Here is a 24,589-nt window from a genome sequence, read left to right on the forward strand (position 1 = left end):
GCCTAATTACGGTTACGATGGACTTTGATCACATCCGGCATCACGCGAATTTTACGCATGATATTCGCCAGATGGACGCGATCACGTGCGGTCAGGCGGATAAATGCGCTGTAAACGCGGCCATCACGCTCTTCGGTATTCAGGCTCTGAATATTGGAACCGGCCGTGTTGATTGCCGCCGTCAGGTTAGCCAGTGCACCCTGATGGTTAAACATGTCGACTTTGATTTCCGCCACGAACTCCTGCTCGGTGACTTTATCCCACTCGACCGGCATGAATTTTTCAGGCTCTTTCTGGTAGCCGCGAATATTCCGGCAGGATTCATGATGCACCACCAGCCCTTTGCCGGGACTGACATGGGCAACAATCGGGTCACCGGGAATCGGACGGCAGCATTTGGCGAAGGTAATCAACACGCCATCTGCACCTTTGATCGGCAGTTTACCGCGCTTGCTGTTGCTGCTGATGGCGTTGCTGTCAGCCTGCAACAGGTTCTTCGCCACCACCACGCTCATCGCATTGCCCAGACCGATTTCTGCCAGCAGATCGTCAAGCGAGGTCAGCTTCATACGATCCAGCTCCTGCCTGATATTCTCAGGCGGGATCTCAGCCAGTTTACGGCTGCCGCCCAGCGCATGGCTGAGCAGGCGGCGACCCAGATTGACGGAGTCTTCGCGCTTGAGGTTTTTCAGCAGCTGACGAATTTTTGCGCGGGCTTTGGAGCTGACGACAAAGTTGAGCCAGGCGGCGTTAGGACGGGCGCCTGGCGCGGTGATGATCTCAATCGTCTGACCGCTGGTCAGGGTTTGCGACAGCGGATAAGGCTGGCGGTCAACGCGTGCGCCAACACAGGCATGGCCGATATCGGTGTGGACCGCATAAGCGAAGTCCACCGGCGTCGCACCGGTTGGCAGCTCAACAATGCGGCCTTCAGGTGTAAAGACGTAGATCTCATCGGGAAAGAGATCGGACTTCACGCTTTCAATAAATTCAAACGAACTGCCCGCACTCTGTTGCAGCTCCAGCAGGCTTTGCAGCCAGCGCTGAGCGCGAATCTGTGCGGTGGTGCCACTTTCGCCCGCCTGTTTATAAGCCCAGTGCGCAGCGACCCCCATTTCCGCCATCTGATCCATATCCTCGGTGCGAATCTGTACTTCGACCGGCACGCCGTGCGGACCAATCATTGAGGTATGGAGCGATTGATAGCCGTTCGCTTTGGGGATGGCGATATAATCTTTGACGCGGCCCGGACGCGGTTTATACAAACTGTGCATCTGGCCCAGAACGCGATAGCAGGTATCCAGATCTTTCACGATGACGCGAAAGGCATAGATATCCATGATCGAGTGAAAACGCTGCTCTTTCAGCGTCATTTTGCGGTAAATCGAGTAAAGATGCTTTTCACGCCCGCTGACGCGGCAGGGAATGCCCGCTTCCTGCAAACGGCCGTCGATCTCAGAAAGAATCTTCTGGATCATCTCTTTACGATTACCGCGCGCGGCTTTCACCACCTCTTTAATGACCCGATAACGGTTCGGATAGAGGGCCTCAAAACCGAGCTCTTCCAGCTCTGTTTTAAGATGATGAATACCCAGGCGGTGCGCCAGCGGACTGTAAATCTCTAACGTTTCCAGCGCGATGCGGCGACGTTTGTCCGGGCGTAATGCGCCGAGAGTGCGCATATTGTGGGTGCGGTCAGCCAGCTTGATGAGAATGACGCGGATATCCTGCACCATCGCCATAATCATCTTGCGGAAGTTCTCTGCCTGCGCTTCTTTCTTGTCGCGGAATTTCAGCTTATCCAGCTTGGAAACGCCTTCGACCAGTTCCGCCACGCTTTTACCGAACAGTTGTTCCATGTCCTGGTAAGTGGCAGGCGTATCTTCGATCACGTCATGCAGCAGCGCGGCCATGAGAGTTTCATGGTCGAGCTTCATTTCCGCCAGAATACAGGCCACGGCAACCGGATGGGTGATATAAGGCTCACCGCTGGAGCGTGTCTGTCCCTCGTGGGCATCACGTGCGACAAGGTAGGCTTGCTGGAGGCGCTTGATCTGCTCCTCTGGCAAGTATTTTTCAATCAGTTGATTGAGGCTTTCAAACAGATACAAGGGCGACCTGCAGGTGGCTGTTAACGACGACCTTCAGCGATAGCGGTAACGGCCTGTAACTCAGCGGCTTCCTGCTCTTGCTGTTCCTGACGATCACGCACATCTAAAATCTGATTGGTGACCAAACCTTCTTCGATTTCGCGCAGGGCGATAACGGTAGGTTTATCGTTCTCTTCCGGAACCAGTGGATCTTTGCCGCCTACCTGCATCTGACGTGCACGACGTGCAGCGACCAACACCAGGTCAAAACGATTACCAACTTTTTCTACTGCGTCCTGAACGGTTACGCGTGCCATAGGTGTGCTACTCCACAGATGAAGAAATGACTGCGCATCATACTGAAACTGTATTCAGACTGCCAACAGTTTGCTGATTAAAGCATCGTGACGCGCCTTCTGACGCGCCATACGCAGACGTTCTGCGCGAATAATGGTTTTCAGATCGGACAGCGCCAGATCGAAATCATCATTCACAATTAAATAGTCATACTCGGCGTAGTGGCTCATTTCCGCTACCGCCTGAGCCATGCGACGCGTGATCACCTCTTCGCTGTCCTGGCCACGACCGCGCAGACGGCGATCGAGCTCTTCTTTCGAAGGCGGTAAAACAAAGATGCTGCGTGCGCCAGGCATTTTGGTGCGAATTTGCTGCGCACCCTGCCAGTCGATGTCGAGAAACACGTCAACGCCGGTTGCCAGCACCTGCTCAATAGCATGGCGCGAGGTACCGTAATAGTTGTCGAAAACTTTGGCATGTTCGAGGAAAGCCTCTTCCGCGATCATCTGCTCAAATTCATGCTTCTCAACAAAAAAGTAATGTTCGCCATGGGTTTCACCCGGACGCATACCGCGCGTCGTGTGCGAAACAGAGACCTGCGTATCATACAACGGCTGGGTCTTTAACAGCGCCTGAATCAGGCTGGATTTACCTGCGCCGCTGGGAGCAGAAACAATATAGAGCGTGCCTTGAGCCATGGTTTTCTTGAATTGATTAAAAGCGGAGTCGATTTCCTGCACAGTATACACAGCTTCCCGCCGCCACGCAGCGTTTGCGCAGCGGCAACACCCAACTTTTGCGCATCTTCGCGCAAATCTCTGTCGGACGACTGTAATTATCCCCTGATTGCGACGGCATTCCTTCCATAGCTGAACATCACCTCTGGCTGACGCTGAAGCACTGGTATTGAATGCTGCAAAACGTCAGGAGAGAGATCATGAAAGGATTCGGCTGGCCGCTGTTTGCGGCTGCTCTGTGGATCGTCCTATGGCCTGCGCATAGCGCCCTTTGTCCGGTCTGGACTCCCACCCGGGCGACAGAAGAGATCCGTCGTCTGCAACAGCAGCTGCAGCACTGGGATGATGCTTACTATCGTCAGGGGCAGAGTCCGGTGGCTGATGCAGATTATGACAGTCTGCAGCAGCGACTGAATCACTGGCAACACTGCTTTAACCCTCCGCAGCCCGCTTACGCACCGCAACTGCCGGGTGAGGGTGAGCACCTGCATCCGGTCGCCCACACGGGCGTAAAAAAGATGCGCGACAAGCTGGCCCTGGCTTACTGGATGCAGGGGCGGCACGATCTCTGGGTGCAGCCGAAAGTGGATGGCATTGCCGTTTCCCTGGTTTATCGCCACGGCAGACTGGTTTCACTGTTGAGTCGTGGTGATGGATTACGCGGTGAAGAGTGGCTGGCTAAAGCCGCCTGGATCCCTGCGATTCCGCTGCAGATCGAGACCGGACTTGAAGAGGTTGTGCTGCAGGGTGAGCTGTTTTTGTCGATGACCGGTCATCAGCAGGCGGTTGATGGCGGCAGGAATGCGCGCTCACAGGTCGCTGGCGCCATGATGAGCAAGCAGCGGGTTCCTCTGCTGGACTCGCTCGATATTTTTATCTGGGCCTGGCCAGAAGGCCCCGCCACGATGACGGAACGCCTTCAGCAACTCAGCCGCTGGGGACTGGGCGTTGCCGCAAAATGGAGCCACAGCGTTAAAGACGAAGAGGAGGTTGCAGCGTGGCGGGAGCGCTGGTTTCATGCTGCGCTGCCCTTTGTCACTGACGGTGTCGTCGTTCATCAGAGCCTGCGACCTGCGGGCAAAAACTGGCTGCCTGGAGAGGGAACATGGGCCGTTGCCTGGAAATATCAGCCTCCGGAAGTCAGCGCTGAAGTGCTCTCCGTCGATTTTCCAGTCGGCCGAACCGGGAAGATAGCCGCGGTACTTAATCTGCAGCCGGTACAGCTGGATGATAAGACGGTCAGGCGGGTCAATGTTGGATCGCTGCGTCGCTGGCAGGAGAGCGATATCGTGGCGGGAGATGTCATCACACTGAGTCTGGCAGGCCAGGGCATTCCCCGGCTGGAGCGGGTGATCTGGCGCGTGGCAGAGCGGCACTATCCTCAGCCTCCCGACGCGTCGCGCTACACGCCGCTGAGTTGTTACACCTTCAGCGCTGAATGCCAGAAGCAGCTACTGGCAAAATTACGCTGGCTCAGTCAGAAAACGGTACTGAATATTCCTGGCGTTGAGCGCAGCACCTGGCTGCACTTACTGGAAACCGGCAGTATGACGCACCTGTTCGGCTGGCTGACGTTAACACCGGAACAGATCGCCGCCGCAACGGGCCTCTCTCGGGAGCGGGCGGGTCAGCTCTGGCACCGTTTTAATCTCACCCGTCAGCAGCCGCTTCGTCGCTGGGTGGATGCCTTAGGTGTTTCACTGCCGCGGAAGGCCCTCAATGCGCTGCCCGATCAGCAGTGGGAGAGCTTAACGCAGCGGGATGTCAGGGACTGGCAAGCTTTACCGGGTGTCGGGGCGGCGCTGGCAAAGCGCCTGGTTACGCAGTTCCATGATGCCCGCCTGCAGACGCTGATCGCTTTTCTGAGACAGCAGGGAATTCCCGCATCCTCAATGCTCGGGATGGGGATAGTTGAAAATCGGCAAACCAAGACGGAAGCGCAGCGCCAGTAAACGGGCGAAGAATCCGAACAGCAGGGTAATGATAATCACCGCTTCATGCGCCAGTGTGGTTTTCAGCAGCAGGATATACATCCAGCCAGAGGCGAAAGCGATACCGGCGTAGAGTTCCTTCTGAAACACCAGCGGAATGCGATTACAGAACATGTCACGCAGTACGCCGCCAAAGACGCCGGTAATGACCGCACTTATCGCGGCAATAATCATGGCGTGTCCTGAATCGAGCGCAACCTGCGCGCCGATAATAGAAAAGACCACCAGTCCTAACGCATCGAGCACCAGAAACACTTTGCGCAGATGCGTCATCAGGGGTGCCAGGAAAGTGGTCACTACCGCCGCCGCTGCAACAATCATGATGTATTCGGGATGTTTCACCCAGCCCAGCGGATAGTGACCCAGCAGGATGTCGCGCACCGAACCGCCACCAATGGCGGTCACGGACGCGATAATGATGACACCGAACAGATCCATTTTGCGACGCCCCGCCGCCAGCGCACCCGTCATGGCTTCAGCAGTAATACCAATAATGTAGAGAACGGTCAGTAACATAGCAGACTCCAGTAAGACGGCGGCAAGACTACGGCATTGCTTGAGAGACGGCGCCGAAGATTTTCTGGCGATCGGCGTCCGGGATGAGCGCAGTTTATACCAGCCAGCGCTGGCGTCATCATAGAAAGACTTTTTTGCGAAGGGACTGCGGCAGGTGATTGAAAAAGTTGAGAGGAAACAACGTACAGAGGGTTTGCGCGTTCCGGCGTGGGGTTTTCCCACTCAGGGCGGGCGGTGAACTGACGACGATCGCCAGATAGCCGCTGGTCGAAAACCAGTTTATATAGGAGATAAAAAAGGGCTGGATGCTGCGGGAAAAGAATCGATCAGGTAAATATTGCGACAGACTAAATAAAAAGAAAAGGCGTGCTGGTTAACAGCACGCCAACGCATCGTTTCGGATGCTCAGAGCCCACCATACAGACTTATTTTATTATTTGTTTCTTGCACGAATTTTAGAAAATGCATTCAGGCTAAAACGGTATTCCGGCTGGAACCATGAACGACCGTAGTAGCAGTAAATCAGCATACGAATGGATGCCATCGCCAGGTAACCCCAGATCGCACACAATACTGAAGGGGTCAGCCAGACGGTAAATAAGGTGACGGCAAGTCCGGCTAATACCGAGGAGGTTTCAGCAAAAGCGATACGGGTATATTGTTTTTCGCGCTGTAATATCGCACGGTAATGCTGACCCTGTGGGATGATAATAAACACCACTGAGACCATCTGCAGCATTAATGCCAGTTCAGGTTGATCAAAAAGGCTGGTCAGCAGGTGGCTGCCAGTAAATAACAGACCAAACACCGCGACCCCCATCAACATATTACCCCAGTAGATCGTGGAGAGGTCATTGATAGAGAGAATCGAGCGGCGGATCAGCGTATTTGAGAAGCCCCGATCGGCCAGAGTATCGATAGCCAGTAAAGCTATCACGGCGATCGCCAGCAGATTGAGCTCATTCGCCTGCAGAATCTGCGCCAGCAACGAGAGTTGTAATACGCCGATGCCAATAATTTTGATTGAAGAGAGCAGAGACCATTTTGCGCCATTCAGACTGCTTTCACGTATTGCCATAATATACTCGTTAGAGTCCATCGACTCTGTGAGAATTAAATAGTTGTGTAACGGCAAGGAGAGGTTGCTGTAACACCGTTAGTTAGTGCAATTTTTCCGGCCGAAGTCCTGAAAACGCTTTACAGGCTTGCCATGTTATTATGGATTCAATCAAATGATGCCTGGATAAAAAAGATATCCCTGGTAAAATCGCTGTTTCGTGTCATGGCGGAATTCCCTGCAGCGAATAAGAATTCCGCCAGATCACGAATAAATCCTGTTGTAGTTTTATATTCTCCTGCCAGCATCCTTGCGGCAATCTCAACGCATTCTTTTTCTGATAACAAAGGATACGTTGAGCGGTCCATGACTTTTTTCCTGCTTTATCATTATGGGTATTGCTGTGTGTGGAATGATTTATACATTGTTTTATTTAATTTAACACCATAAGAAAAGTCTGATTACGCGACCGCAGAAATAAATGGTTTCACTTTATGCATGATAAATATTAAATCCTCAGCAGATTGCTAATAAACGATTGTTAATGATTAATGTATGGGTCAGTCAGAAATTGTTTGTGCGGCAAACCAGGAGGCCCGAAATCAGAGGGGGTCGCCTGCCTTTCAGAGGATTTTGCCAGGATTTTTCCTGGCAGCGATGCTTAAGCAGGGTTGGTGATAAATGCGTAAGGATGATGAGTAATCAGATAAGCGCTTTATGCTTTATCGTCGAAAGTTTTTCTATTTTTTTTCATTAACGGCCAGTGATAAATGCAGAGAAAAAGGCGCGCTAAGTCATTGATTTATTGTGTAAGAAGCTGGTTGAGTTTCTCAAGATCGTTGCTAACCCATTCAATATCCTGCTTAAATTTCTCATCTGAAGTAAATGGCTGGCGATAAACCGTTACCATCACCTCGGCGCCCTGTTCGTTTGATATCACGCGCATCGGTACGTAGATCTCCTTTCCCGAGCCGCTATCAATCCAGTGATCCATTACCCCAAACGGATTATGTGGCGAGAACCGGATCTTCACATTGCCCTGGGGGCCTTTAGCACGCCAGCGATTGCCATCGGGTTCTAACGCGCTGTGCGTCAGCCCGGAAGCCCACTTTGGGAAAAACTCTGGCTTCCAGATGGTTTCATAAAGATCTAACCAGTGACGTGGAATCGTCAGGCTCAGAGTGCGAGAGGAGAGCATGTAACCTCCGGTGAATAAGCTAAAAAGGCATTAAAGCATGTGGTCAGGCTTGTTAAAACGTTGTAACAGCAGAAGTGTGGTGTTGAAAGGGTTTCGTACAAATGGCAGACAACGGATGATGCTGTCTGCCACTGACTCAGATGAAATTGCCGCGCGCAGAAACCACATGATCCTCGCTTTGGCCGTTAGCGTGCCGCAGAACAAAGCCGTCCGACTGCGCCATCACGGCACAACTGTGATTAGGGAAAATACGCAGCAGCGTGCCGACTTCAGGGCGGCGATCCTGATAAAGCAGAAAACCGTGCTCCTCAGATAATTTTGTCACTTCATAAGTCTGACCCGCTTCGTCGGCTGCCACACCAAAGCCGCTGGCATTGGTGCCGTGTGGCCCTTTATCCGAACTCAGCATTTTTGACCCGGCATCCACAATCGCGAAATGATCGTTCACCGCCACGACACGGGTAATGACGCTCATTGCCAGCTGATCGACGTGACTTAATCCGAGACGGCAGGCGGTAAGGTCCAGTAGTGCATAGTTTCCGGGCCGGATTTCATGAATGCAGGGTGCAACCTCTGCTGCCAGCGCCGTAGGCGTTGAACCTACAGAGAGAGGGCAGTCGGTAAAACCAGCCGCCTGCAGTTTTGCCTGTACTCGCTGCATCAATGCCGTTTCCTGCCGGGCGACATCCGCAATGGCCGTGGCATTCCCGGCACCATAAGCGTGGCCGGCATGTGATACTAATCCGGCAAAGCGTAACCCTTTGTCCTGCAGCGCCTGAGCAATCAGCACCGCTTCATCTGTATCAGGATTGACACCTATCCGATGTAATCCAACATCAACCTTAATCGCTACCGCCAGGTCGCATTCCGGTTGCTGCTGGCAGGCATCAGCAATAGCCGCCACGCCCTGCAGTCTGTCCGCAATCAGGGTGAGCTTTGCCTGATGAAGCACGGCGTGGCGCAGCAATTCAGCCACGCTTTGCGGTTGCACAATCGGGTAGGCTAATAGCAGATCACGAACACCGCCCTGAATAAAGCTGATGCCTTCGCTGGGCTTAGAGACGGTCACACCCTGTGCACCGGACGCGATCTGACGCTGCGCAATCCAGACGCTTTTATGCGTTTTGATATGGGGTCGCAACGCGACGCCTGCCGCACTGGCTTTGCGCTGCATATGCTGCAGGTTCTGCTCCAGGCGCTCTGCATCCACTTCAATATAGGGCGTAAGGCGATCATCAATCAGCGGACGCTGCCACTGCTGTGTATCGTTGATATCCATAAGATTGTCCGGCATTGACGAGGTAAGAGGATTCATCATTCCTTAATTATCTCTTTGATACCAGCCTGCCGGACGCAGACCGGTGTGCTGAACAGCAGAAACTGTAGAGGTAGCTATAACGGCAGAGGCAGTATGAGAGCACAGCAAACGAGGATGAGAGAGTGGACGTAAAGCAGATGTCGTTCAGCAGATTAAAACAACAAAGCAGGCACGAGGCCTGCTTTATCAGTTAACTCAGACGTAGAGCGACTTTTCACCCGGTGGCCGGGTTTTGAAGCGACGATGCAGCCAAAGGTACTGTTCGGGTGCGCGAAGGATCTGATTTTCGATTACTTTGTTCATATAAGCAGCAGCAGCAGCCTCGTCCGTATGAGGATAATTTTCCAGCATCGGTTCGATGATCAAATGGTAGCCATCATTTCCTGGATTACGAATCAGCATAATTGGCACCATCGCTGGCTTCGCCAGACGCGACAGAACAAAAGTCCCGTTAGTCGTGGCGGCTTTTTCCACCGCAAACAGCGGCGCAAAGGTGCTGCCTTTAGGGCCGTAATCCTGGTCAGGCGCAAACCAGACCGATTCACCCTGTTTCAGGGCATTAACCATACCGCGTAGATCACGACGGTCGATCATCGCTTTATTTGAGCGCATCCGGCCTTTAGTCTGCACATACTCCATCGCCTGGTTATTGTGTGGGCGATACATCGCCATCATTGGCTGACAGAGTCCGCTGATGCGGCCGCCCAGCTCCAGTGACATGAAATGTACACCAATCAGCATCACGCCTCGCTTTTCTTTCTGCGCGGCATGCAGGTTTTCCATTCCCGACACTTTAAACAGACGTCTTACCGCACGGTCAGACCAGAACCAGGCAATACCGGTTTCAGCCAGCGCCATCCCAAGCGACGCGAAATTGCCGGCAATCATATGTTCTGTTTTTTCTTCGCTGATGCCCGGAAAGCAGAGTTCGATGTTACGACGGGTAATACGCTCGCGGCGCTGCAGGAAATGGCGAGAGATTTTGCCGGCACCGGCACCGAGACGCATAAGAACAGGATAGGGGAGCTGGACCAGCAGCCAGAGTACGCCAAGGCCAAACCAGGTAAACCAATAACGCGGATGCAGCAGCGAACTGCTAAATTTTCCGGTGTTTTTCATTAACAACCTTCATGGGATAGAGGGATGCATCGCACAAAGAGCACTTCCATGAGTCTTAAGGCGGTACAGCTGTACTGATTTCGACCAACATTTTATCAAAAAGTGCCTTCAAATAAAGGTAAAGTCAGGAGTCGACAGGATTGACCTGTTTCATGGATATGCAGCAAAACCGGCTATAAAAATACATTAATCCGATAAAATTATTATTTTTCAACTAGTTAATCTTAGTCTGGGAGAAGCTTTAATTGTAAGCGAGGCCGTTTCAGGAACAGTCTGGAAATGATTATTTATTTATCTTTACCTGATTCTGATGCTGGCCGCGCTGAAAAAGCGATCAATTCGCGGAAGGAGCTAACTCTTTAAGTGCTGACAGCGCCTGAGAGGGGAACAAAGCGCTACTGCGAGCGCTTTGTTGAGTGGAAATTACTCGATATTCTGAATCTGCTCGCGCATCTGCTCAATCAGCACCTTCAGTTCAATAGCTGACGTAGTGATTTCGGCGTTGATCGACTTCGAAGCCAGCGTGTTCGACTCACGATTGAACTCCTGCATCATAAAGTCGAGACGGCGGCCAACTGCTTCTTTCTTTTTCAGGATGTTGTAAGTCTCTTTAACGTGCGCATCCAGACGATCCAGCTCTTCAGAAACGTCAACACGCTGCGCCATCATCACCAATTCCTGCTCAAGGCGATTGTTTTCCAGCTGGACTTCAGCATCTTCCAGTTTGGCGACCAGCCGCTCACGCTGCCATTTGATCACCTCAGGCATCTGCGCGCGCACTTTGCTGACTTCCTGCGAGACGCCTTCCAGACGCTGCTCAATCATCGCTTTCAGGGCGGTACCTTCGCTTTCGCGTGCCGCAATAAAGTCATCAAGCGCACCATCCAGTGCCTGCAACAACTGGGTGTTGATGGCATCCAGATCCTGTTCCTGCGCAGACATCACACCTGGCCAGCGCAGAATATCCAGCGGATTAATCGCGCCTTCGTCGCTCTGCATTTTTACCCAGTTGGCAGCCTGCACCAGCTGTTTCGCCAGCGTTTCGTTGAGCATCAGTTCGCCCTGCGCGCTGGGATCGGCATCATAACGGAGGTTGCACTCAATTTTACCGCGCGTCAGACGCTGGCGAATGCGCTCGCGGATAACCGGCTCCAGCCCACGAAACTGTTCCGGCAGGCGGATGTAGGTTTCCAGATAACGCTGGTTCACGGAACGCAGCTCCCAGGCGGCGCTGCCCCATTCGCCTTTGGCTTCGCTGCGGGCATAAGCGGTCATACTGCGGATCATAAGCGGTACTCATTTGCGGAAAGATGGGTGAAGTATAGCGAGGCGAGCCACGGCATAACAGGCATAAGCGTCGCACAGGAAAATAACGAACCATTTCCGCTTTCAGCGACAGCCACTTATGATGACCATTGACCCTTTGTGAGGATGACTGATCTATGTCTCGCGTTATTGCCCTTCCTGTTGTGATGGCTCTGCTGCTGGCAGGTTGCCAGGCACGCCACTCGCCGCCCACTAAACCGCAACCTATCTGTGCGGGTGGCGACATGATGATGCAGACCACGTTGTGGTTTGGACTGAGCAAGCCTGATGGCGGCAGGGTGAGTTCACTCGACTGGATGAACTTCGTGGATAATGAGGTCACGCCACGGTTTAAAGCGGGCCTGTCGGTCTATGATGCCAAAGGGCAATGGCTGGGCGAGAACGGTCAGCTGGCACGGGAGAACAGTAAGGCGTTGATGCTGATCCACGGGATCGACCCCGCCACCAACGTTGATATTGAGGCGTTACGTAGCCTCTATAAAAAACGGTTTGGTCAGGAGTCGGTTATGCGGGTGGATGCACCCGTCTGCGTCGGATTCTAAGGCGAAAGCGGGCGGCAGAACTGCCGCCCGTTGAATAATCAGATAAACAGACCAGCAAAGGCTGCGGAGAGCAGACTGACCAGCGTGGAGCCATAGACCAGCTTCCAGCCAAAACGGGAAACCACATTTCCCTGTTTCTCATTCAGGCCTTTTATTGCGCCTGCCACAATGCCGATAGAGGCAAAGTTAGCGAACGAGACCAGGAACACCGACAGAATACCCAGTCCACGCGCACTCATGCCCGCCGCGACTTTCTGCAGTTCAATCATCGCCACAAACTCATTCGCCACCAGTTTGGTTGCCATGATGCTGGCCGCCTGCAGGGCATCGGCTTTGGGAATGCCAATCAGCCAGGCCAGAGGATAGAACAGGTAGCCGAGCAGTTGCTGGAAGCTGTAGCCGAACACCGCCGCAAACAGCGCGTTGACGGCAGCAATCAGCGCAATAAAGCCAATCAGCATGGCCAGAATAATCATCGCGACTTTGAAGCCTGCCAGGATGTATTCGCCCAGCATCTCAAAGAAGCTCTGCTCTTCATGCAGTTTATCCAGCGCGATAGGCTGCTCATCCTGGCTTTTCATCGGGTTGATGATCGACAGGATAATAAAGGTGCTGAACATGTTAAGCAGCAGTGCCGCAACCACATACTTCGGTTCGATCATCGACATATAAGCACCGACAATCGACAGCGAAACGGTAGACATCGCGGTCGCTGCCATGGTGTAGAGCCGGCGCGGCGGGATATCACCCAGAATCCCTTTATAAGCGATGAAGTTTTCCGACTGTCCAAGAATCAGCGTGCTGACGGCGTTGAACGACTCCAGCTTGCCCATGCCGTTAATCTTCGACAGCAGCGTCCCGAAAATACGGATCAGCAGCGGCAGGATCCGCCAGTGCTGCAATATGCCGATCAGTGCCGAAATAAAGACAATCGGGCAGAGCACGCCAAGGAAGATAAATGCCAGCCCCTGTTTGCTCATTCCGCCAAACACGAACTCCGTGCCTTGTGCGGCAAAACCCAGCAGCGTCTCAAAGAAACCGGCGAACGAACCGACCAGCGCCAGACCTCCGGCAGAGTGAAGGAAGAACCAACCCAGCGCGGCTTCCACCACAATCAGTTGAATAATAAAGCGCAGGCGAATCTGTTTACGGTCATGACTGACCAGCAGCGCAAGGGCGAAGATCACCACCAGCGCCAGCAGGAAATGAAGAATGGCGGCCATATGTCTTTTTTATCAGAGAGAAAGGAACGCGCATTTAGCCACAGCTGGCGGGGAATTTCATCTGATGCCTGCGTCAGACCAGCGTAAGAGACAGCGGACAAGGAAGTCCGTATAATGCGCAGCCAATCATTAGCAAGCCGGAGAATACCCATGCGTCCAGCAGGCCGTAGCGCACAACAGGTGCGTCCAGTCACATTGACCCGCAATTACACCAAACACGCAGAGGGTTCCGTTCTGGTGGAATTCGGCGAAACGAAAGTGCTTTGCACTGCCTCGGTAGACGAAGGGGTTCCGCGTTTCCTCAAAGGCCAGGGCCAGGGTTGGGTAACGGCCGAATATGGCATGCTGCCGCGTTCGACCCACAGCCGTATGGCGCGTGAAGCTGCAAAAGGCAAGCAGGGCGGACGTACGCTGGAGATTCAGCGTCTGATCGCCCGTTCACTGCGCGCCGCGGTTGATCTTAAAGCGCTGGGTGAATTTACCATTACGCTCGACTGTGACGTAATTCAGGCCGATGGCGGCACTCGCACCGCATCAATCACCGGAGCCTGCGTGGCGCTGGCTGATGCGCTGAACAAGCTGGTGGCCAGCGGCAAACTGAAAGCGAACCCGATGAAGGGCATGGTCGCGGCTATTTCAGTGGGCATCGTCAAAGGCGAAGCGCTGTGCGATCTGGAGTATGTTGAAGACTCAGCCGCAGAAACCGACATGAACGTCGTGATGCTGGAAGATGGCCGTATGATCGAGGTGCAGGGCACTGCCGAAGGCGAACCGTTCAGCCATGAAGAGTTGCTGACGCTACTGGCGCTGGCTCGGGGCGGAATTGAGGAATTAATTCAGGCGCAGAAAGCAGCGCTGGAAAATTGATGTAACAGGCGACCTCAGAGTCGCCTTTTCTTTATTTGAGGAGTGAGAAATGAAAGCCTGGCAGCGTCAGTTTATTGAATTTGCCCTGAACAAGCAGGTGCTGAAGTTCGGTGAGTTCACTTTGAAGTCCGGGCGTAAAAGCCCCTATTTCTTTAATGCTGGTCTGTTTAACAGCGGACGGGATTTAGCGCTGCTGGGACGCTTCTACGCGCAGGCGCTGGTGGATGGCGCTGTTGATTTTGATCTGCTGTTCGGCCCGGCCTATAAAGGCATTCCGATTGCCACCACCACGGCGGTGGCGCTGGCGGATCATCATGACCGCGATGTGCCTTACTGCTTTAACCGTAAAGAAGCGAAAGATCACGGCGAAGGTGGCCTGCTGGTTGGCAGTCCGCTGCAGGGCAAAGTGATGCTGGTGGACGATGTGATCACCGCAGGCACCGCGATTCGTGAGTCGATGGATATTATCGGTGCGCACAACGCCACTCTGGCAGGCGTGCTGGTCTCGCTTGATCGTCAGGAGCGTGGACGCGGAGAAATGTCGGCGATTCAGGAAGTGGAACGTGATTACGGCTGCAAAGTGACCGCAATTATTACGCTGGCAGACCTGATTGCCTGGCTGGAAGAGAAGCCTGAGATGGCCGATCATCTGGCTCAGGTACGTGCCTATCAGAAAGCGTACGGGATTTAACAGAGGCGGGCGCAATGCCCGCCTTCTTTTACGCTTTACGCCAGCTGGGCGGCAATCAGCGGCCAGCGAGCCTCAAAGTCTGCGGTAGGACTGAAACGAAACTCAGAACGGACATACCGTGACAGTAAACCCTCACAGAATGCCAGCAACTGACTTGCCAGCAGCGCCTCATCAGCCTGAAAGGCTTCGCCCTCGCGCATTTTCCGTTCCCGCATCACCTGTCGCAGCTGCACTTCAATCCGCTCAAACAGCTGATTGATGCGTCCCTGCAGTCGGTCCTGCTCAAACATCAATGCATGGCCGGTCAGAATGCGCGTCAGTCCCGGATTACGCTCACCAAATCCCAGAATCAGTTGCACGATCAGACGCAGACGCGTCATGGTCTCTTTTTCATCCTTGAGGATCAGATTGATGCGGGTAATCAGACTGTCTTCGATAAACTCAATCAGGCTATCGAACATTCGTGTCTTACTCGGGAAGTGACGATACAGCGCCGCTTCAGAAACGCCCACCGTGGCTGCCAGTTTGGCTGTGGTAATGCGCTGACTGCCATCACCCGACTCCAGCATCTGCGCCAGCGCCTGCAAAATCTCTTCGCGACGATTCCGCTTCGCGACTTTTTTTTCTGCCATGACCTTAAAGACCCCTGAAATTCACCTAAAAACAGGCAACACCTACGCATCTGCCACAGGAACGCGTCCTGTGGCGATGAGGAAAAAATAACGGGCGTAAGTGAAAGTCGGTAATGCGGGTTACTGGCGACCGGAGTGGCCGAAACCGCCTTCGCCGCGCAGGCTGGCGTCGAAATCTTCGACCAGGTTAAATTCCGCCTGCACCACCGGTACAAAGACCAGTTGTGCCATGCGATCGCCGGGTTGCAGCGAGAAGCTTTCCTGGCCGCGATTCCAGACCGAGACCATCAGCTGTCCCTGATAGTCGGAGTCAATCAGACCCACCAGGTTGCCCAGCACGATGCCATGTTTATGGCCAAGGCCTGAGCGCGGCAGGATCACAGCGGCCAGGTCGGGGTCGGCAATATGAATCGCCAGGCCGGTCGGAACCAGCGTTGTGGTGCCTGGTGCGATGTCGAGAACATCATCAATGCAGGCGCGTAAATCTAACCCAGCGGAACCTGAAGTCGCGTAGGTCGGCAGTGGAAACTCTTTGCCGACGCGCGGATCCAGGATTTTAACGTCTATTTTTTTCATCATAACGGCTGACAATCTCGTCTATTAATTGTTGGCCAAGGAGAGACTTATCGCTGAGCGGTAAGCGTTTTTCTCCATCCTGCCAAAAAAGGTGAAGAGCATTGGTGTCGCTATTAAACCCCTGTCCGGCTTTAGCGACGTCGTTAGCGCAGATCAGATCCAGATTCTTGCGCACCCGTTTTTGCCGGGCGTATTCTTCCACATTCTGTGTTTCAGCAGCAAATCCAACGACGAATGGCCGGTTTTCCTGAAGTGCAGCGACGCCGGCAACAATATCGGGATTCTTTACCAGGTTCAGCGTGACGTTATCATCGCCGCCCTGTTTCTTGATTTTATCGGCCGCAATATCGGCTGCCCGGTAGTCTGCCACGGCTGCGCTTGCAATGAAAATATGTTGTTTATCTATCTCACTCATGACGGCGGCCTGCATCTCCAGTGCGCTGGTCACATCAATTCGCCGCACACCCGCTGGCGCAGACAGGGTGACCGGGCCGCTGACCAGCGTGACCTGTGCACCGCGTCTGGCGGCGGCGGCGGCAATAGCAAAGCCCATTTTTCCGGAGCTGTGGTTAGTGATGTAGCGCACCGGGTCCAGCGCCTCACGGGTAGGGCCGGCGGTAATCATAATGTTGAGATGTTGCAGATCGTTGACGGGCGTGGCCCACTGCACCGCATGGTCAACAATCACCAGCGGGTCGAGCATCCGGCCCGGCCCGACATCGCCGCAGGCCTGGCTGCCGCTGTCCGGTCCCCAAATCAGCACGCCACGCGCCTGCAGGCTCTGCAGGTTATGCTGGGTCACCGCCGCACGATACATCTGCTGATTCATAGCGGGCACCACTGCCACGGGTGAGGCCGTCGCTAACACGGCGGTCGTCACCAGATCGTTTGCCATACCGGCAGTAATACGGGCAATCAGGTCAGCAGTGGCCGGTGCCAGCACAATAAGGTCGGCCCATTTTGCCAGTTCAATATGACCCATCGCCGCCTCCGCTGCCGGATCAAGCAGATCGTCAAATACCGGATAGCCGGAGACAGCCTGCAGGCTGAGCGGAGTAATAAATGCTTTCGCACCCTCTGTCATCATCACGCGGACATCAGCACCGCGATCGCGCAGGCGGCGCACCAACTCAGGTGCTTTATAAGCAGCAATACCGCCGCTCACGCCAAGAAGAATTTTTTTGCCGGCTAATCCCATCATGATGTTGGCCTCACTAAGCTCTCTGCCGCTCGCGGCGGCGAATGCACGGACTTTATCACAAAAGCGCGGATGCGCCTTTTCACTGACTGCGTTTGCGAGCCGTCTCGTAGATTGCAGCTTCACTGATAGCTGCACTCTTCATGATGGGCCATGCTGAGGCTCATCTCAGGGAGAGCGGACATGAAAATAAAGGGACCACGGGAAAAACTCCGGAAGTTGGGTGCGCATGCCCTCAGCGATACCGAACTACTGGCCATTTTTCTCCGTACCGGATCGCCTGGACAGAACGTCCTGGAGCTGGCCGGACAGATGCTGGACGGTTTTGGCTCGCTTTATCAGCTCATGACGTCAGACAAAGCGGCATTCGGTGAAATCAAAGGGGTCGGCGATGCCAAGCTGGCACAACTTCATGCGATTGCCGAACTGGCGAAGCGTTTTTTCGCCAGTAAGCTGGCCCGCGAAAGCGCAATGGAAAATCCACAAATCACGCGCCAGTATCTGCAAAGTCTGTTAGCCCATCAGGAGCGTGAGATCTTTATGGCACTGTTTCTGGATAATCAGCATCGGGTGCTGCGGGCACAAAATATGTTCTCTGGTTCCATTAACAGCGTGGAAGTTCACCCCCGCGAGATTGTCCGGGAAGCGCTGAAGCTCAATGCTGCCGCTCTGATACTGGCGCATAATCACCCGTCGGGCATGGCGGAGCCGAGCCGTGCAGACCGTGAAGTGACCCATAAAGTCAGCGAAGCCTGCCAGCTACTCGACATCCGTCTGCTCGATCATCTGGTGATTGGTCATGGCGAATATGTCTCCTTTGCCGAGCGGGGATGGCTCTGACAGGGGGAAATTTCACGCCAGGTGGCGGCTTTTTGCCCGATCATTCGGGATCTTTATCTGTTCGGGACTTGAGCACTTGGGCTGAGCGGCGTATACTACGCCACCTTTGAGAATCTCGGGTTTGGCGGTTAGGCCAGCTTAGCGGGTTCCATGGAATTCGCCTGGCGGGCTGCAAGCCTGACGAGGCGGCCCAAACCTAATTTTTAAAGCTCGAGCTGATTTGATTTTTGGAGATATTGACATGTCACGAGTCTGCCAGGTAACTGGAAAGCGTCCGGTGACGGGTAACAACCGTTCCCACGCAATGAACGCGACGAAACGCCGTTTCCTTCCGAACCTGCACTCACACCGTTTTTGGGTTGAGAGCGAGAAGCGCTTCGTTACTCTGCGTGTATCTGTTAAAGGTATGCGTATTATTGATAAAAAGGGCATTGATACGGTGTTAGCCGATATGCGTGCCCGTGGTGAGAAGTACTAAGGTACTAAGGAACTGAATCATGGCTAAAGGTATTCGTGAGAAGATCAAGCTGGTTTCCTCTGCTGGTACAGGTCACTTCTATACCACCACGAAGAACAAACGTACTAAACCAGAGAAGCTGGAACTGAAAAAGTTCGATCCGGTTGTACGTCAGCATGTGCTCTACAAAGAAGCTAAAATTAAGTAATTTTAGTGTTCTGCTAAAAACCCGGCTCCGGCCGGGTTTTTTGTTTGTGTAAAACGCTGAGGAGAGGGTATGCCAGAGTTGCCAGAGGTTGAAACCAGCCGTCGCGGTATCGAACCGCATTTGGTCGGTGAAACCATCCTTCACGCCGTGGTGCGTAATTCACGTTTGCGCTGGCCTGTTTCGCAGGAGATCCTGGCGCTAAGCGATCAGCCGGTGCTCAGTGTGCAGCGCCGGGCGAAATATCTGCTGCTGGAGCTGCCGCATGGCTGGATCATTATCCACCTTGGCATGTCCGGTAGCCTGCGCGTGCTGTCAGAAGAGCTGCCAGCGGCGAAGCATGACCATGTTGATCTGGTCATGAGCAACGGCAAAGTGCTGCGCTACACCGACCCGCGCCGCTTTGGCGCCTGGCTCTGGAGCAGCGATCTGGCGGGCAGCAGCGTGCTGGCACATCTCGGGCCGGAGCCGCTTAGCGAGGAGTTTGACGGCACTTACCTGTTTGAGAAGTCACGCGGCAAGCGGACGCTCATCAAGCAGTGGCTGATGGATAACAAAGTGGTGGTGGGCGTGGGCAACATTTACGCCAGCGAGTCACTGTTTACCGCCGGGATCATTCCCGATCGTGCTGCCGGCAGTCTGTCGCAGGCCGAAGCGGAACTGCTGGTCAATACCATCAAAGCGGTGCTGTTACGCTCCATTGAGCAGGGCGGAACCACACTGCGTGACTTCTTACAGACCGACGGTAAACCCGGCTATTTTGCACAGCAGTTACAGGTTTATGGGCGGGCAGGCGAACCCTGTCGGGCATGCGGTACGCCGATTGTCAGCGGCAGACACGGGCAGCGCAGCACCTACTGGTGCCCGAACTGCCAGCATTAAGCCAGTTTAGCCAGCAATGCCTGATGCACCGGCGCGGGCAGGAAGGCGGTAACATCGCCGCCGTGACGCGCCACCTCTTTGACCAGCGAAGATGAGATAAACGAGAAGCCTTCAGACGGCATCAGGAAAACACTCTCCAGCGTTGGCAGCAGGTGACGATTCATCTGCGCCAGCTGCATTTCATATTCAAAGTCTGACACCGCACGCAAGCCACGAACCAGCACATTCGCCTGCTGGTCACGGGCGAAATTCGCCATCAGGTCGCTGAATCCGACCACTTCAACGTTGGGCAGATGGGCTATCACCTGACCGGCCAGCGCCACGCGCTCATCCAGGCTGAACATTGGTTTTTTGCTGGGGCTGGCGGCAACGGCCAGAATGACCTGATCAAACATCTGCGCTGCCCGCGTCACGATGTCGAGATGGCCGAGCGTCACAGGATCAAACGTTCCGGGATAGATGGCTTTCGTGATCATACTCGCCCTTTTGCCGAAGCATGATTCAGCGCCCAGAGGGCTGAATATTTATTGAAGGTATATTGCGCATTGACCACCGCCAGAATCCAGCCCTGCTTTCCGTCGAGAAAACCGGCACGCAGCAGCAGGGTTTTCATAAACGCGCCCAGCGTATGGCTGAACAGAGAAAACAGGCTGCAACGCTTACCGCGCCGATGGCGTTCCGTAGCCCAGGCTTCGGCATAAGCCAGCTGCTTGCGCTGAAAGGCGATTAAATCGCGGCAGGTCAGATGCTGCAGATCGCCGGGTAATGCCACCACTGGCGCGCCGTCACTCTGCAGTGATTCATGCACCAGATTGTCATTGTAGCGGAAGGTGCGTGGATAGAGTCGCATGACGCGGTCCGGATACCAGCCGCTATGGCGCATAAAGCGGCCGAGAAACAGATTACTGCGGCCCAGGCTATAAACCGTACGGCTGGGTGGCGCGACCAGCACCTGCTCAATCGCGGCGCGCAGTTCAGGTGTCACGCGTTCATCCGCATCGATCATCAGAATCATGTCGCCGGTGGCATAGTGCTGCGCGCGCTGGCGCTGGATGCCATAGCCCTGCCAGTCATCATTGTGGTAGACCTTCGCCCCAGCCTGTGAGGCGATGTCGACACTGTTGTCATGGCTGCCTGAGTCCAGCACGATAATTTCATCGGCCCAACTGACCGAGGCCAGGCAGTCAGGCAGCAGTTCCGCTTCGTTTTTGGCGATCATCACCACGGAAAGACGTTGGCGTGCTGACATTAGTGGGCCCGTGGTGGCAGATGCGGTTCGAGTAACTGTAGCAGACGCTGTAGCGCACCCTGATTCTGGTGCAGCACGTCTACCGCATGACGTCCGTAATAACGGCGGTAATCATCATCCTGTAACAGGTTGGTGACCTCTTTTTCCAGCGAAATCACGTCGGTGACGGTGATCAGCCCCTGGCCTTCCTGCAACTTGCTGCAAATATCTTTGAAGTTCCAGATATGGGGTCCCATCAGAACCGGAAGCGCATGGGCAGCAGGCTCCAGCGGGTTGTGTCCACCCCGTTCAACCAGGCTGCCGCCGACAAAGGCCAGATCGGCAATGCCGTATAGCAGCATCAGTTCGCCCATTGAGTCTCCGATAACCACCTGCGTTGAGCCAGAAGGGATCTCGCCGCTGCTGCGCAGGATAAAACTGAAGCCGCGTTCCTGCGTCAGTTCACGGGCATCGTTAAAACGCTCGGGATGGCGGGGCACCAGAATCAGCAGCAAATCCGGGAAGGTCTGCAGCAGGCGGCGATGAGCATCCAGCACAATGGCCTCTTCACCTTCGTGCGTGCTGGTGGCGATCCACACCGGACGGCGCGGCGCCCACTGACGACGCAGCGTCACCGCTCTGGCGGCCAGTTCTGGCGTCACGGAAATATCAAACTTCAGGCTGCCGGTAATCGTTAGTTGAGAACGTTTCAGGCCCAGGCTCAGGAAGCGGTCGCCATCTTCCGCATTCTGCGCCGCGATAAGCGTGATGCTCTGCAACAGTCGGCGCATGAATTTACCCAGCTTGCGGTAGCCTTTGGCCGATCGGGCCGAGAGGCGGGCATTGGCGATCACCAGCGGAATATTACGCTGGTGCAGAATGCGGATAATATTCGGCCACAGCTCGGTTTCCATGATGATCACCAGGCGTGGGTTGACCGTATCCAGAAAACGATTAATCGAACCCGGCAGATCATAAGGCAGATAGACGTGATGCACATCTTTGCCAAATGCAGATTGCGCGCGTTCAGAGCCGGTAGGCGTCATGGTGGTGACGGTAATCGGCAGGGTCGGGTAACGATGACGCAGAGCGCGCACCAGCGGGATCGCAGCCAGGGTTTCACCCACAGAGACCGAGTGCAGCACAATGCCGTCGGGCTTAACTTTGCCGACACAATAGCCATAGCGTTCTGCCCAGCGTTTGCGATAGGCAGGCGCTTTACGACCGCGCAGCCACAGGCGCAGCCAAATCAGTGGCTGAATTAAGTAGAGCAATGCGGTGTAAAAGGTCGTCATAGTTACCGTTACAGCAAATTCGCGTCTAAAAGCAGATTAAAATCAGATGGCGGCATGTTATCAGAAACCCCGCATGCACTCATCCCACATTGTCAGTTGCTGCTCAGGACCTGCTGATAAAGCGAAGTCAGCGCCTGCGCCAGCCGTTGTGGACCATAAGGTTCAATTTTGCGCCGCGCCGCGTCGCCCATTCGTGAATCGACGGAAAGCGCCGGTATTGCATTAACAGCCTGATTTAACCCGTTGATATCCAAAGCATCACAGACGAAGCCTTCCTGACCAGCGGTAATAAATTCTGCGCCACCGCAGCCAGTGCTGGTAATCACCGGTAAGCCGCAGGCCATCGCCTCCAGTACCACATTAGGAAAAGGATCGTAGAGGGTGGGCAGCAGCAGGCCATCAGCCGCGTGATAGAACGGCTGCACATCCTGCTGTACGCCGACAAAGCGCAGGCGATCCAGACAGTTAAGCTGATTTGCCAGCTGCTGATACCGTTGCAGTTGCTTATCCTGACCCACCACAATCAGATAACGGTCGCTGGCAGCCAGCGCCTGTATCGCCGCTTTCAACCCCTTGCGTTCAAAGCCGGAGCCGACATAAATCAGTACGGTGGCCGCATCGGGTAGCGCCAGCTGCTGACGGGTGGCGCGACGTGCAGCTTCCGTGGCGGGCTGGAAACGGCTGGCGTCGATAGCATTATGAATAACGTGGATTTTTCCGGCATCGAGCGAGAAACAGCGCAGGATATCGCGCTTTACCATCTCAGAATTACAGATCACCGCTTTCAGCGTCGGAGAGTTAAACATCTCCGCTTCCGCCTGCAGGACATAGCGATGATAAGGGCTGAGCACAGCACTCAGTCGTTGCCACGATGAGACGATGCGGGCGCGCTGTTCCAGCCAGACGCGATGAACACCATCACCCGCGCGAAAAATATCACAGCCCGCGATGCGCTCGTGGCTTTGCACAATATCGAACTTTTCGCGCTCCCAGCAGGCGCGTGCTGCACGGGCAAAACCGCGCTCACGGGATACCCGGCCCAGCTTTGCAGGATTACAGATATGCAGATGCCAGTCAGGATTGGGTGTGCCCTGCCAGCTGCGGGTAATGATGTTGAGATCGAGCTGCTCGCTGCCCAGCGCTTCCAGCGCGCGTGAGATAAAACGCTCGGCACCGCCATCCGGACGATATTTCTGCCGGACAATCGCCAGCCGTAACTTACTCATTCAGATAGCTCCTCGCTGCCGCGACCACATCCTTCACCGGAATGGCCGACAGATAACGCTGGTCTGTTTTGGTGTCGATGGAATCGGGTGAGGGCAGCGGGCCATAATCCCCCGCCCAGATGACATGATTATTGTCGCCCCATGGCCGCCAGTGCTGCAGCTTGGTCGGGCCAAACAGCGCAATACAGGGCGTTTCAAGTGCGGCGGCCATGTGCATTGGTGCAGAGTCGACACCAATAAACAGCCGGGCATGATCGATAAGCGCCGCCAGCTGCGGCAGAGTAAACTGACCGGCCAGCGAAACCACATCCGGCGATGCACACAGTGCCCGAATGCGGTTGATCATTGCCAGCTCCTGTTTGTCCGGCCCGGCGGTCAGCACCACTTTGCGGCCCGGCTGCGCCAGCTGATCGAGCGTGGCGGCAACACTCTCCTCTTCCCAGCATTTAAAGCCCCAGCGTGAGGTCGGCTGCACCACAATATAGGGCGCGGTGACCTGGTGTTCTGCCAGTCGGGTCAGCACAATTTGCTGGTCAGCGTCGCTGTAGTGCATTGAGACCCGTGCGCCGTCGCTGCTGATGCCGAGGGGTGCCAGCGCCGACATATTCTGCTCAACGGTATGCAGCTTGCTGTGATTGTGTGTGGAGACCAGCTGGTTGTGACACCATCGCCACAGGACGTTATCACGTTTTTTAAAAGCGAAACCGATACGTACTGGCGCCGCGGAGAGACGCGTAATCAGGGCAGCCCGCCACTGATCGGCCAGATTAATCACCAGATCATAATGTGCGTCACGTATGGCGCGAATTAATGCACGCTCATGGCCCAGCTTGCGCCAGGTGCCCTCCTGCTTCCATTTACGATCGATGACGTGCAAATGGCGGATAGCCGGATGCGCTTCCAGCATCGGACGCGTCTCCTGATAGAGCAACACGTCGATGCTGGCCTGCGGATAACGCTCATGAAGCGCATTGATGGCGGGCGTTGTGAGCAGCATGTCACCATGATGGCGCAGCTTAATCAGTAATATATTTTTTGGAGAGATGTTTGCTGGAGTCAGGCTGGCCATAAACAAGAG

Annotated in this window: 27 protein-coding genes; 8 read left to right on the top strand and 19 right to left on the bottom strand. The window is 54.5% G+C overall.

Translation table 11 applies throughout. From position 1 onward, the window contains the following. Positions 1-2: 2 nt before the first annotated feature. From spoT to gmk, 3 genes are read right to left on the bottom strand one after another with little or no spacing between them, the layout of a single operon-like run. Positions 3-2,111 carry a bifunctional GTP diphosphokinase/guanosine-3',5'-bis pyrophosphate 3'-pyrophosphohydrolase gene (spoT, locus tag HFD94_RS18975; protein WP_010258411.1) on the bottom strand — a complete coding sequence of 703 codons (2,109 nt, stop codon included), beginning with the start codon at positions 2,109-2,111 and terminating at the stop codon, positions 3-5. A 20-nt stretch (positions 2,112-2,131) separates the two neighbouring features. Continuing rightward, the gene (gene rpoZ / locus HFD94_RS18980; RefSeq protein ID WP_003851346.1) at positions 2,132-2,407 is read right to left on the bottom strand and encodes a DNA-directed RNA polymerase subunit omega; all 276 of its coding nucleotides are present in this window, start codon (positions 2,405-2,407) and stop codon (positions 2,132-2,134) included. 54 nt (positions 2,408-2,461) lie between these two features. Beyond that, positions 2,462-3,085 carry a guanylate kinase gene (gene gmk, locus HFD94_RS18985; RefSeq protein ID WP_010258405.1) on the bottom strand — a complete coding sequence of 208 codons (624 nt, stop codon included), beginning with the start codon at positions 3,083-3,085 and terminating at the stop codon, positions 2,462-2,464. A gap of 239 nt (positions 3,086-3,324) precedes the next feature. On the opposite strand from gmk, the gene ligB reads away from it, so the two are divergent. Beyond that, positions 3,325-5,076, top strand: a complete 1,752-nt coding sequence (gene ligB, locus HFD94_RS18990) for an NAD-dependent DNA ligase LigB (RefSeq protein ID WP_122889941.1) — start codon at positions 3,325-3,327, stop codon at positions 5,074-5,076. Here the strand turns inward: ligB and HFD94_RS18995 are convergent. From HFD94_RS18995 to HFD94_RS19025, 7 genes are all read right to left on the bottom strand, one after another. Further along, a complete protein-coding gene (locus HFD94_RS18995; RefSeq protein ID WP_010258398.1) occupies positions 5,014-5,631 on the bottom strand; it encodes a trimeric intracellular cation channel family protein in 618 nt (205 codons plus the stop codon). The two genes, ligB and HFD94_RS18995, sit on opposite strands and share 63 nt — an antisense overlap. 433 nt (positions 5,632-6,064) lie before the next feature. Next, complete coding sequence (locus HFD94_RS19000) at positions 6,065-6,709, bottom strand: oligosaccharide flippase family protein (protein ID WP_010258395.1); 645 nt, start codon at positions 6,707-6,709, stop codon at positions 6,065-6,067. Positions 6,710-6,855: 146 nt separating this feature from the next. Then, complete coding sequence (locus HFD94_RS19005; RefSeq protein ID WP_033766533.1) at positions 6,856-7,056, bottom strand: hypothetical protein; 201 nt, start codon at positions 7,054-7,056, stop codon at positions 6,856-6,858. 434 nt (positions 7,057-7,490) lie between these two features. Further along, on the bottom strand, positions 7,491-7,886 hold the full coding sequence (locus HFD94_RS19010) for a polyketide cyclase (RefSeq protein ID WP_122889940.1): 396 nt from the start codon (positions 7,884-7,886) through the stop codon (positions 7,491-7,493). Positions 7,887-8,022: 136 nt separating this feature from the next. Beyond that, positions 8,023-9,165: an alanine racemase gene (locus HFD94_RS19015; protein ID WP_122889946.1), complete on the bottom strand. Its 1,143-nt coding sequence runs from the start codon at positions 9,163-9,165 to the stop codon at positions 8,023-8,025. Between the two features lie 234 nt (positions 9,166-9,399). Further along, positions 9,400-10,323, bottom strand: coding sequence for a kdo(2)-lipid IV(A) palmitoleoyltransferase (gene lpxP, locus HFD94_RS19020; RefSeq protein WP_022624898.1), 924 nt, complete (start codon positions 10,321-10,323; stop codon positions 9,400-9,402). Between the two features lie 423 nt (positions 10,324-10,746). Continuing rightward, the gene (locus HFD94_RS19025) at positions 10,747-11,610 is read right to left on the bottom strand and encodes a YicC/YloC family endoribonuclease (RefSeq protein WP_010258384.1); all 864 of its coding nucleotides are present in this window, start codon (positions 11,608-11,610) and stop codon (positions 10,747-10,749) included. 155 nt (positions 11,611-11,765) lie between these two features. On the opposite strand from HFD94_RS19025, the gene HFD94_RS19030 reads away from it, so the two are divergent. Beyond that, positions 11,766-12,191, top strand: coding sequence for a DUF3574 domain-containing protein (locus tag HFD94_RS19030; RefSeq protein WP_010672099.1), 426 nt, complete (start codon positions 11,766-11,768; stop codon positions 12,189-12,191). A gap of 38 nt (positions 12,192-12,229) precedes the next feature. Here HFD94_RS19030 and HFD94_RS19035 read toward each other — a convergent pair whose 3' ends face one another. Then, entirely contained in the window at positions 12,230-13,414 is a 1,185-nt protein-coding gene (locus HFD94_RS19035) for a NupC/NupG family nucleoside CNT transporter (RefSeq protein WP_031591888.1), read from the bottom strand. A 150-nt stretch (positions 13,415-13,564) separates the two neighbouring features. Between HFD94_RS19035 and rph the strand changes: the two genes are divergently transcribed. Together rph and pyrE are read left to right on the top strand one after the other, a co-directional pair. After that, positions 13,565-14,281 (top strand): ribonuclease PH, encoded by a 717-nt coding sequence (gene rph, locus HFD94_RS19040; protein WP_010258378.1) that lies wholly within the window; start codon positions 13,565-13,567, stop codon positions 14,279-14,281. 49 nt (positions 14,282-14,330) lie between these two features. Beyond that, positions 14,331-14,972: an orotate phosphoribosyltransferase gene (gene pyrE / locus HFD94_RS19045; RefSeq protein WP_031591887.1), complete on the top strand. Its 642-nt coding sequence runs from the start codon at positions 14,331-14,333 to the stop codon at positions 14,970-14,972. Between the two features lie 35 nt (positions 14,973-15,007). On the opposite strand, the gene slmA is transcribed toward pyrE, so the two are convergent. From slmA to coaBC, 3 genes are all read right to left on the bottom strand, one after another. After that, positions 15,008-15,604 carry a nucleoid occlusion factor SlmA gene (gene slmA / locus HFD94_RS19050; RefSeq protein ID WP_010258372.1) on the bottom strand — a complete coding sequence of 199 codons (597 nt, stop codon included), beginning with the start codon at positions 15,602-15,604 and terminating at the stop codon, positions 15,008-15,010. Positions 15,605-15,724: 120 nt separating this feature from the next. Beyond that, entirely contained in the window at positions 15,725-16,183 is a 459-nt protein-coding gene (dut, locus tag HFD94_RS19055; RefSeq protein WP_022624903.1) for a dUTP diphosphatase, read from the bottom strand. Further along, entirely contained in the window at positions 16,161-17,381 is a 1,221-nt protein-coding gene (gene coaBC / locus HFD94_RS19060) for a bifunctional phosphopantothenoylcysteine decarboxylase/phosphopantothenate--cysteine ligase CoaBC (protein ID WP_122889939.1), read from the bottom strand. The genes dut and coaBC overlap by 23 nt, the downstream gene beginning before the upstream one ends. 180 nt (positions 17,382-17,561) lie before the next feature. Between coaBC and radC the strand changes: the two genes are divergently transcribed. The 4 genes from radC to mutM all read left to right on the top strand — a co-directional run bounded on the left by radC (position 17,562) and on the right by mutM (position 19,762). Continuing rightward, the gene (gene radC, locus HFD94_RS19065) at positions 17,562-18,218 is read left to right on the top strand and encodes a DNA repair protein RadC (RefSeq protein ID WP_010258361.1); all 657 of its coding nucleotides are present in this window, start codon (positions 17,562-17,564) and stop codon (positions 18,216-18,218) included. Positions 18,219-18,459: 241 nt separating this feature from the next. Further along, positions 18,460-18,696, top strand: a complete 237-nt coding sequence (rpmB, locus tag HFD94_RS19070) for a 50S ribosomal protein L28 (RefSeq protein WP_006121249.1) — start codon at positions 18,460-18,462, stop codon at positions 18,694-18,696. A gap of 19 nt (positions 18,697-18,715) precedes the next feature. Continuing rightward, the gene (rpmG, locus tag HFD94_RS19075) at positions 18,716-18,883 is read left to right on the top strand and encodes a 50S ribosomal protein L33 (protein ID WP_003024094.1); all 168 of its coding nucleotides are present in this window, start codon (positions 18,716-18,718) and stop codon (positions 18,881-18,883) included. Between the two features lie 69 nt (positions 18,884-18,952). Further along, positions 18,953-19,762, top strand: coding sequence for a bifunctional DNA-formamidopyrimidine glycosylase/DNA-(apurinic or apyrimidinic site) lyase (mutM, locus tag HFD94_RS19080; RefSeq protein WP_010258280.1), 810 nt, complete (start codon positions 18,953-18,955; stop codon positions 19,760-19,762). Here the strand turns inward: mutM and coaD are convergent. The 5 genes from coaD to rfaQ form a co-directional block, all read right to left on the bottom strand. Then, complete coding sequence (gene coaD / locus HFD94_RS19085; protein WP_022624905.1) at positions 19,759-20,238, bottom strand: pantetheine-phosphate adenylyltransferase; 480 nt, start codon at positions 20,236-20,238, stop codon at positions 19,759-19,761. The genes mutM and coaD overlap by 4 nt on opposite strands. Further along, on the bottom strand, positions 20,235-21,011 hold the full coding sequence (locus HFD94_RS19090; protein WP_010672093.1) for a glycosyltransferase family 2 protein: 777 nt from the start codon (positions 21,009-21,011) through the stop codon (positions 20,235-20,237). The genes coaD and HFD94_RS19090 overlap by 4 nt, the downstream gene beginning before the upstream one ends. Continuing rightward, complete coding sequence (gene waaA / locus HFD94_RS19095; protein WP_010258275.1) at positions 21,011-22,285, bottom strand: lipid IV(A) 3-deoxy-D-manno-octulosonic acid transferase; 1,275 nt, start codon at positions 22,283-22,285, stop codon at positions 21,011-21,013. The genes HFD94_RS19090 and waaA overlap by 1 nt, the downstream gene beginning before the upstream one ends. 92 nt (positions 22,286-22,377) lie before the next feature. Beyond that, a complete protein-coding gene (locus HFD94_RS19100; RefSeq protein ID WP_033759235.1) occupies positions 22,378-23,511 on the bottom strand; it encodes a glycosyltransferase family 4 protein in 1,134 nt (377 codons plus the stop codon). Then, positions 23,504-24,580, bottom strand: a complete 1,077-nt coding sequence (rfaQ, locus tag HFD94_RS19105) for a putative lipopolysaccharide heptosyltransferase III (protein WP_010258272.1) — start codon at positions 24,578-24,580, stop codon at positions 23,504-23,506. The genes HFD94_RS19100 and rfaQ overlap by 8 nt, the downstream gene beginning before the upstream one ends. Positions 24,581-24,589 lie beyond the last annotated feature (9 nt).

The sequence above is a fragment of the Pantoea sp. EKM20T genome, from assembly GCF_011800485.1.
GTDB lineage: Bacteria > Pseudomonadota > Gammaproteobacteria > Enterobacterales > Enterobacteriaceae > Pantoea > Pantoea agglomerans.

Bases quoted from the DNA above. Each gene is read 5' to 3' on its own strand.
- rpoZ (WP_003851346.1), bottom strand. From the start codon at position 2,407: ATGGCACGCGTAACCGTTCAGGACGCAGTAGAAAAAGTTGGTAATCGT.
- gmk (WP_010258405.1), bottom strand. From the start codon at position 3,085: ATGGCTCAAGGCACGCTCTATATTGTTTCTGCTCCCAGCGGCGCAGGT.
- ligB (WP_122889941.1), top strand. From the start codon at position 3,325: ATGAAAGGATTCGGCTGGCCGCTGTTTGCGGCTGCTCTGTGGATCGTC.
- HFD94_RS18995 (WP_010258398.1), bottom strand. From the start codon at position 5,631: ATGTTACTGACCGTTCTCTACATTATTGGTATTACTGCTGAAGCCATG.
- HFD94_RS19000 (WP_010258395.1), bottom strand. From the start codon at position 6,709: ATGGCAATACGTGAAAGCAGTCTGAATGGCGCAAAATGGTCTCTGCTC.
- HFD94_RS19005 (WP_033766533.1), bottom strand. From the start codon at position 7,056: ATGGACCGCTCAACGTATCCTTTGTTATCAGAAAAAGAATGCGTTGAG.
- HFD94_RS19010 (WP_122889940.1), bottom strand. From the start codon at position 7,886: ATGCTCTCCTCTCGCACTCTGAGCCTGACGATTCCACGTCACTGGTTA.
- HFD94_RS19015 (WP_122889946.1), bottom strand. From the start codon at position 9,165: ATGGATATCAACGATACACAGCAGTGGCAGCGTCCGCTGATTGATGAT.
- lpxP (WP_022624898.1), bottom strand. From the start codon at position 10,323: ATGAAAAACACCGGAAAATTTAGCAGTTCGCTGCTGCATCCGCGTTAT.
- HFD94_RS19025 (WP_010258384.1), bottom strand. From the start codon at position 11,610: ATGATCCGCAGTATGACCGCTTATGCCCGCAGCGAAGCCAAAGGCGAA.
- HFD94_RS19030 (WP_010672099.1), top strand. From the start codon at position 11,766: ATGTCTCGCGTTATTGCCCTTCCTGTTGTGATGGCTCTGCTGCTGGCA.
- HFD94_RS19035 (WP_031591888.1), bottom strand. From the start codon at position 13,414: ATGGCCGCCATTCTTCATTTCCTGCTGGCGCTGGTGGTGATCTTCGCC.
- rph (WP_010258378.1), top strand. From the start codon at position 13,565: ATGCGTCCAGCAGGCCGTAGCGCACAACAGGTGCGTCCAGTCACATTG.
- pyrE (WP_031591887.1), top strand. From the start codon at position 14,331: ATGAAAGCCTGGCAGCGTCAGTTTATTGAATTTGCCCTGAACAAGCAG.
- slmA (WP_010258372.1), bottom strand. From the start codon at position 15,604: ATGGCAGAAAAAAAAGTCGCGAAGCGGAATCGTCGCGAAGAGATTTTG.
- dut (WP_022624903.1), bottom strand. From the start codon at position 16,183: ATGATGAAAAAAATAGACGTTAAAATCCTGGATCCGCGCGTCGGCAAA.
- coaBC (WP_122889939.1), bottom strand. From the start codon at position 17,381: ATGATGGGATTAGCCGGCAAAAAAATTCTTCTTGGCGTGAGCGGCGGT.
- radC (WP_010258361.1), top strand. From the start codon at position 17,562: ATGAAAATAAAGGGACCACGGGAAAAACTCCGGAAGTTGGGTGCGCAT.
- rpmB (WP_006121249.1), top strand. From the start codon at position 18,460: ATGTCACGAGTCTGCCAGGTAACTGGAAAGCGTCCGGTGACGGGTAAC.
- rpmG (WP_003024094.1), top strand. From the start codon at position 18,716: ATGGCTAAAGGTATTCGTGAGAAGATCAAGCTGGTTTCCTCTGCTGGT.
- mutM (WP_010258280.1), top strand. From the start codon at position 18,953: ATGCCAGAGTTGCCAGAGGTTGAAACCAGCCGTCGCGGTATCGAACCG.
- coaD (WP_022624905.1), bottom strand. From the start codon at position 20,238: ATGATCACGAAAGCCATCTATCCCGGAACGTTTGATCCTGTGACGCTC.
- HFD94_RS19090 (WP_010672093.1), bottom strand. From the start codon at position 21,011: ATGTCAGCACGCCAACGTCTTTCCGTGGTGATGATCGCCAAAAACGAA.
- waaA (WP_010258275.1), bottom strand. From the start codon at position 22,285: ATGACGACCTTTTACACCGCATTGCTCTACTTAATTCAGCCACTGATT.
- HFD94_RS19100 (WP_033759235.1), bottom strand. From the start codon at position 23,511: ATGAGTAAGTTACGGCTGGCGATTGTCCGGCAGAAATATCGTCCGGAT.
- rfaQ (WP_010258272.1), bottom strand. From the start codon at position 24,580: ATGGCCAGCCTGACTCCAGCAAACATCTCTCCAAAAAATATATTACTG.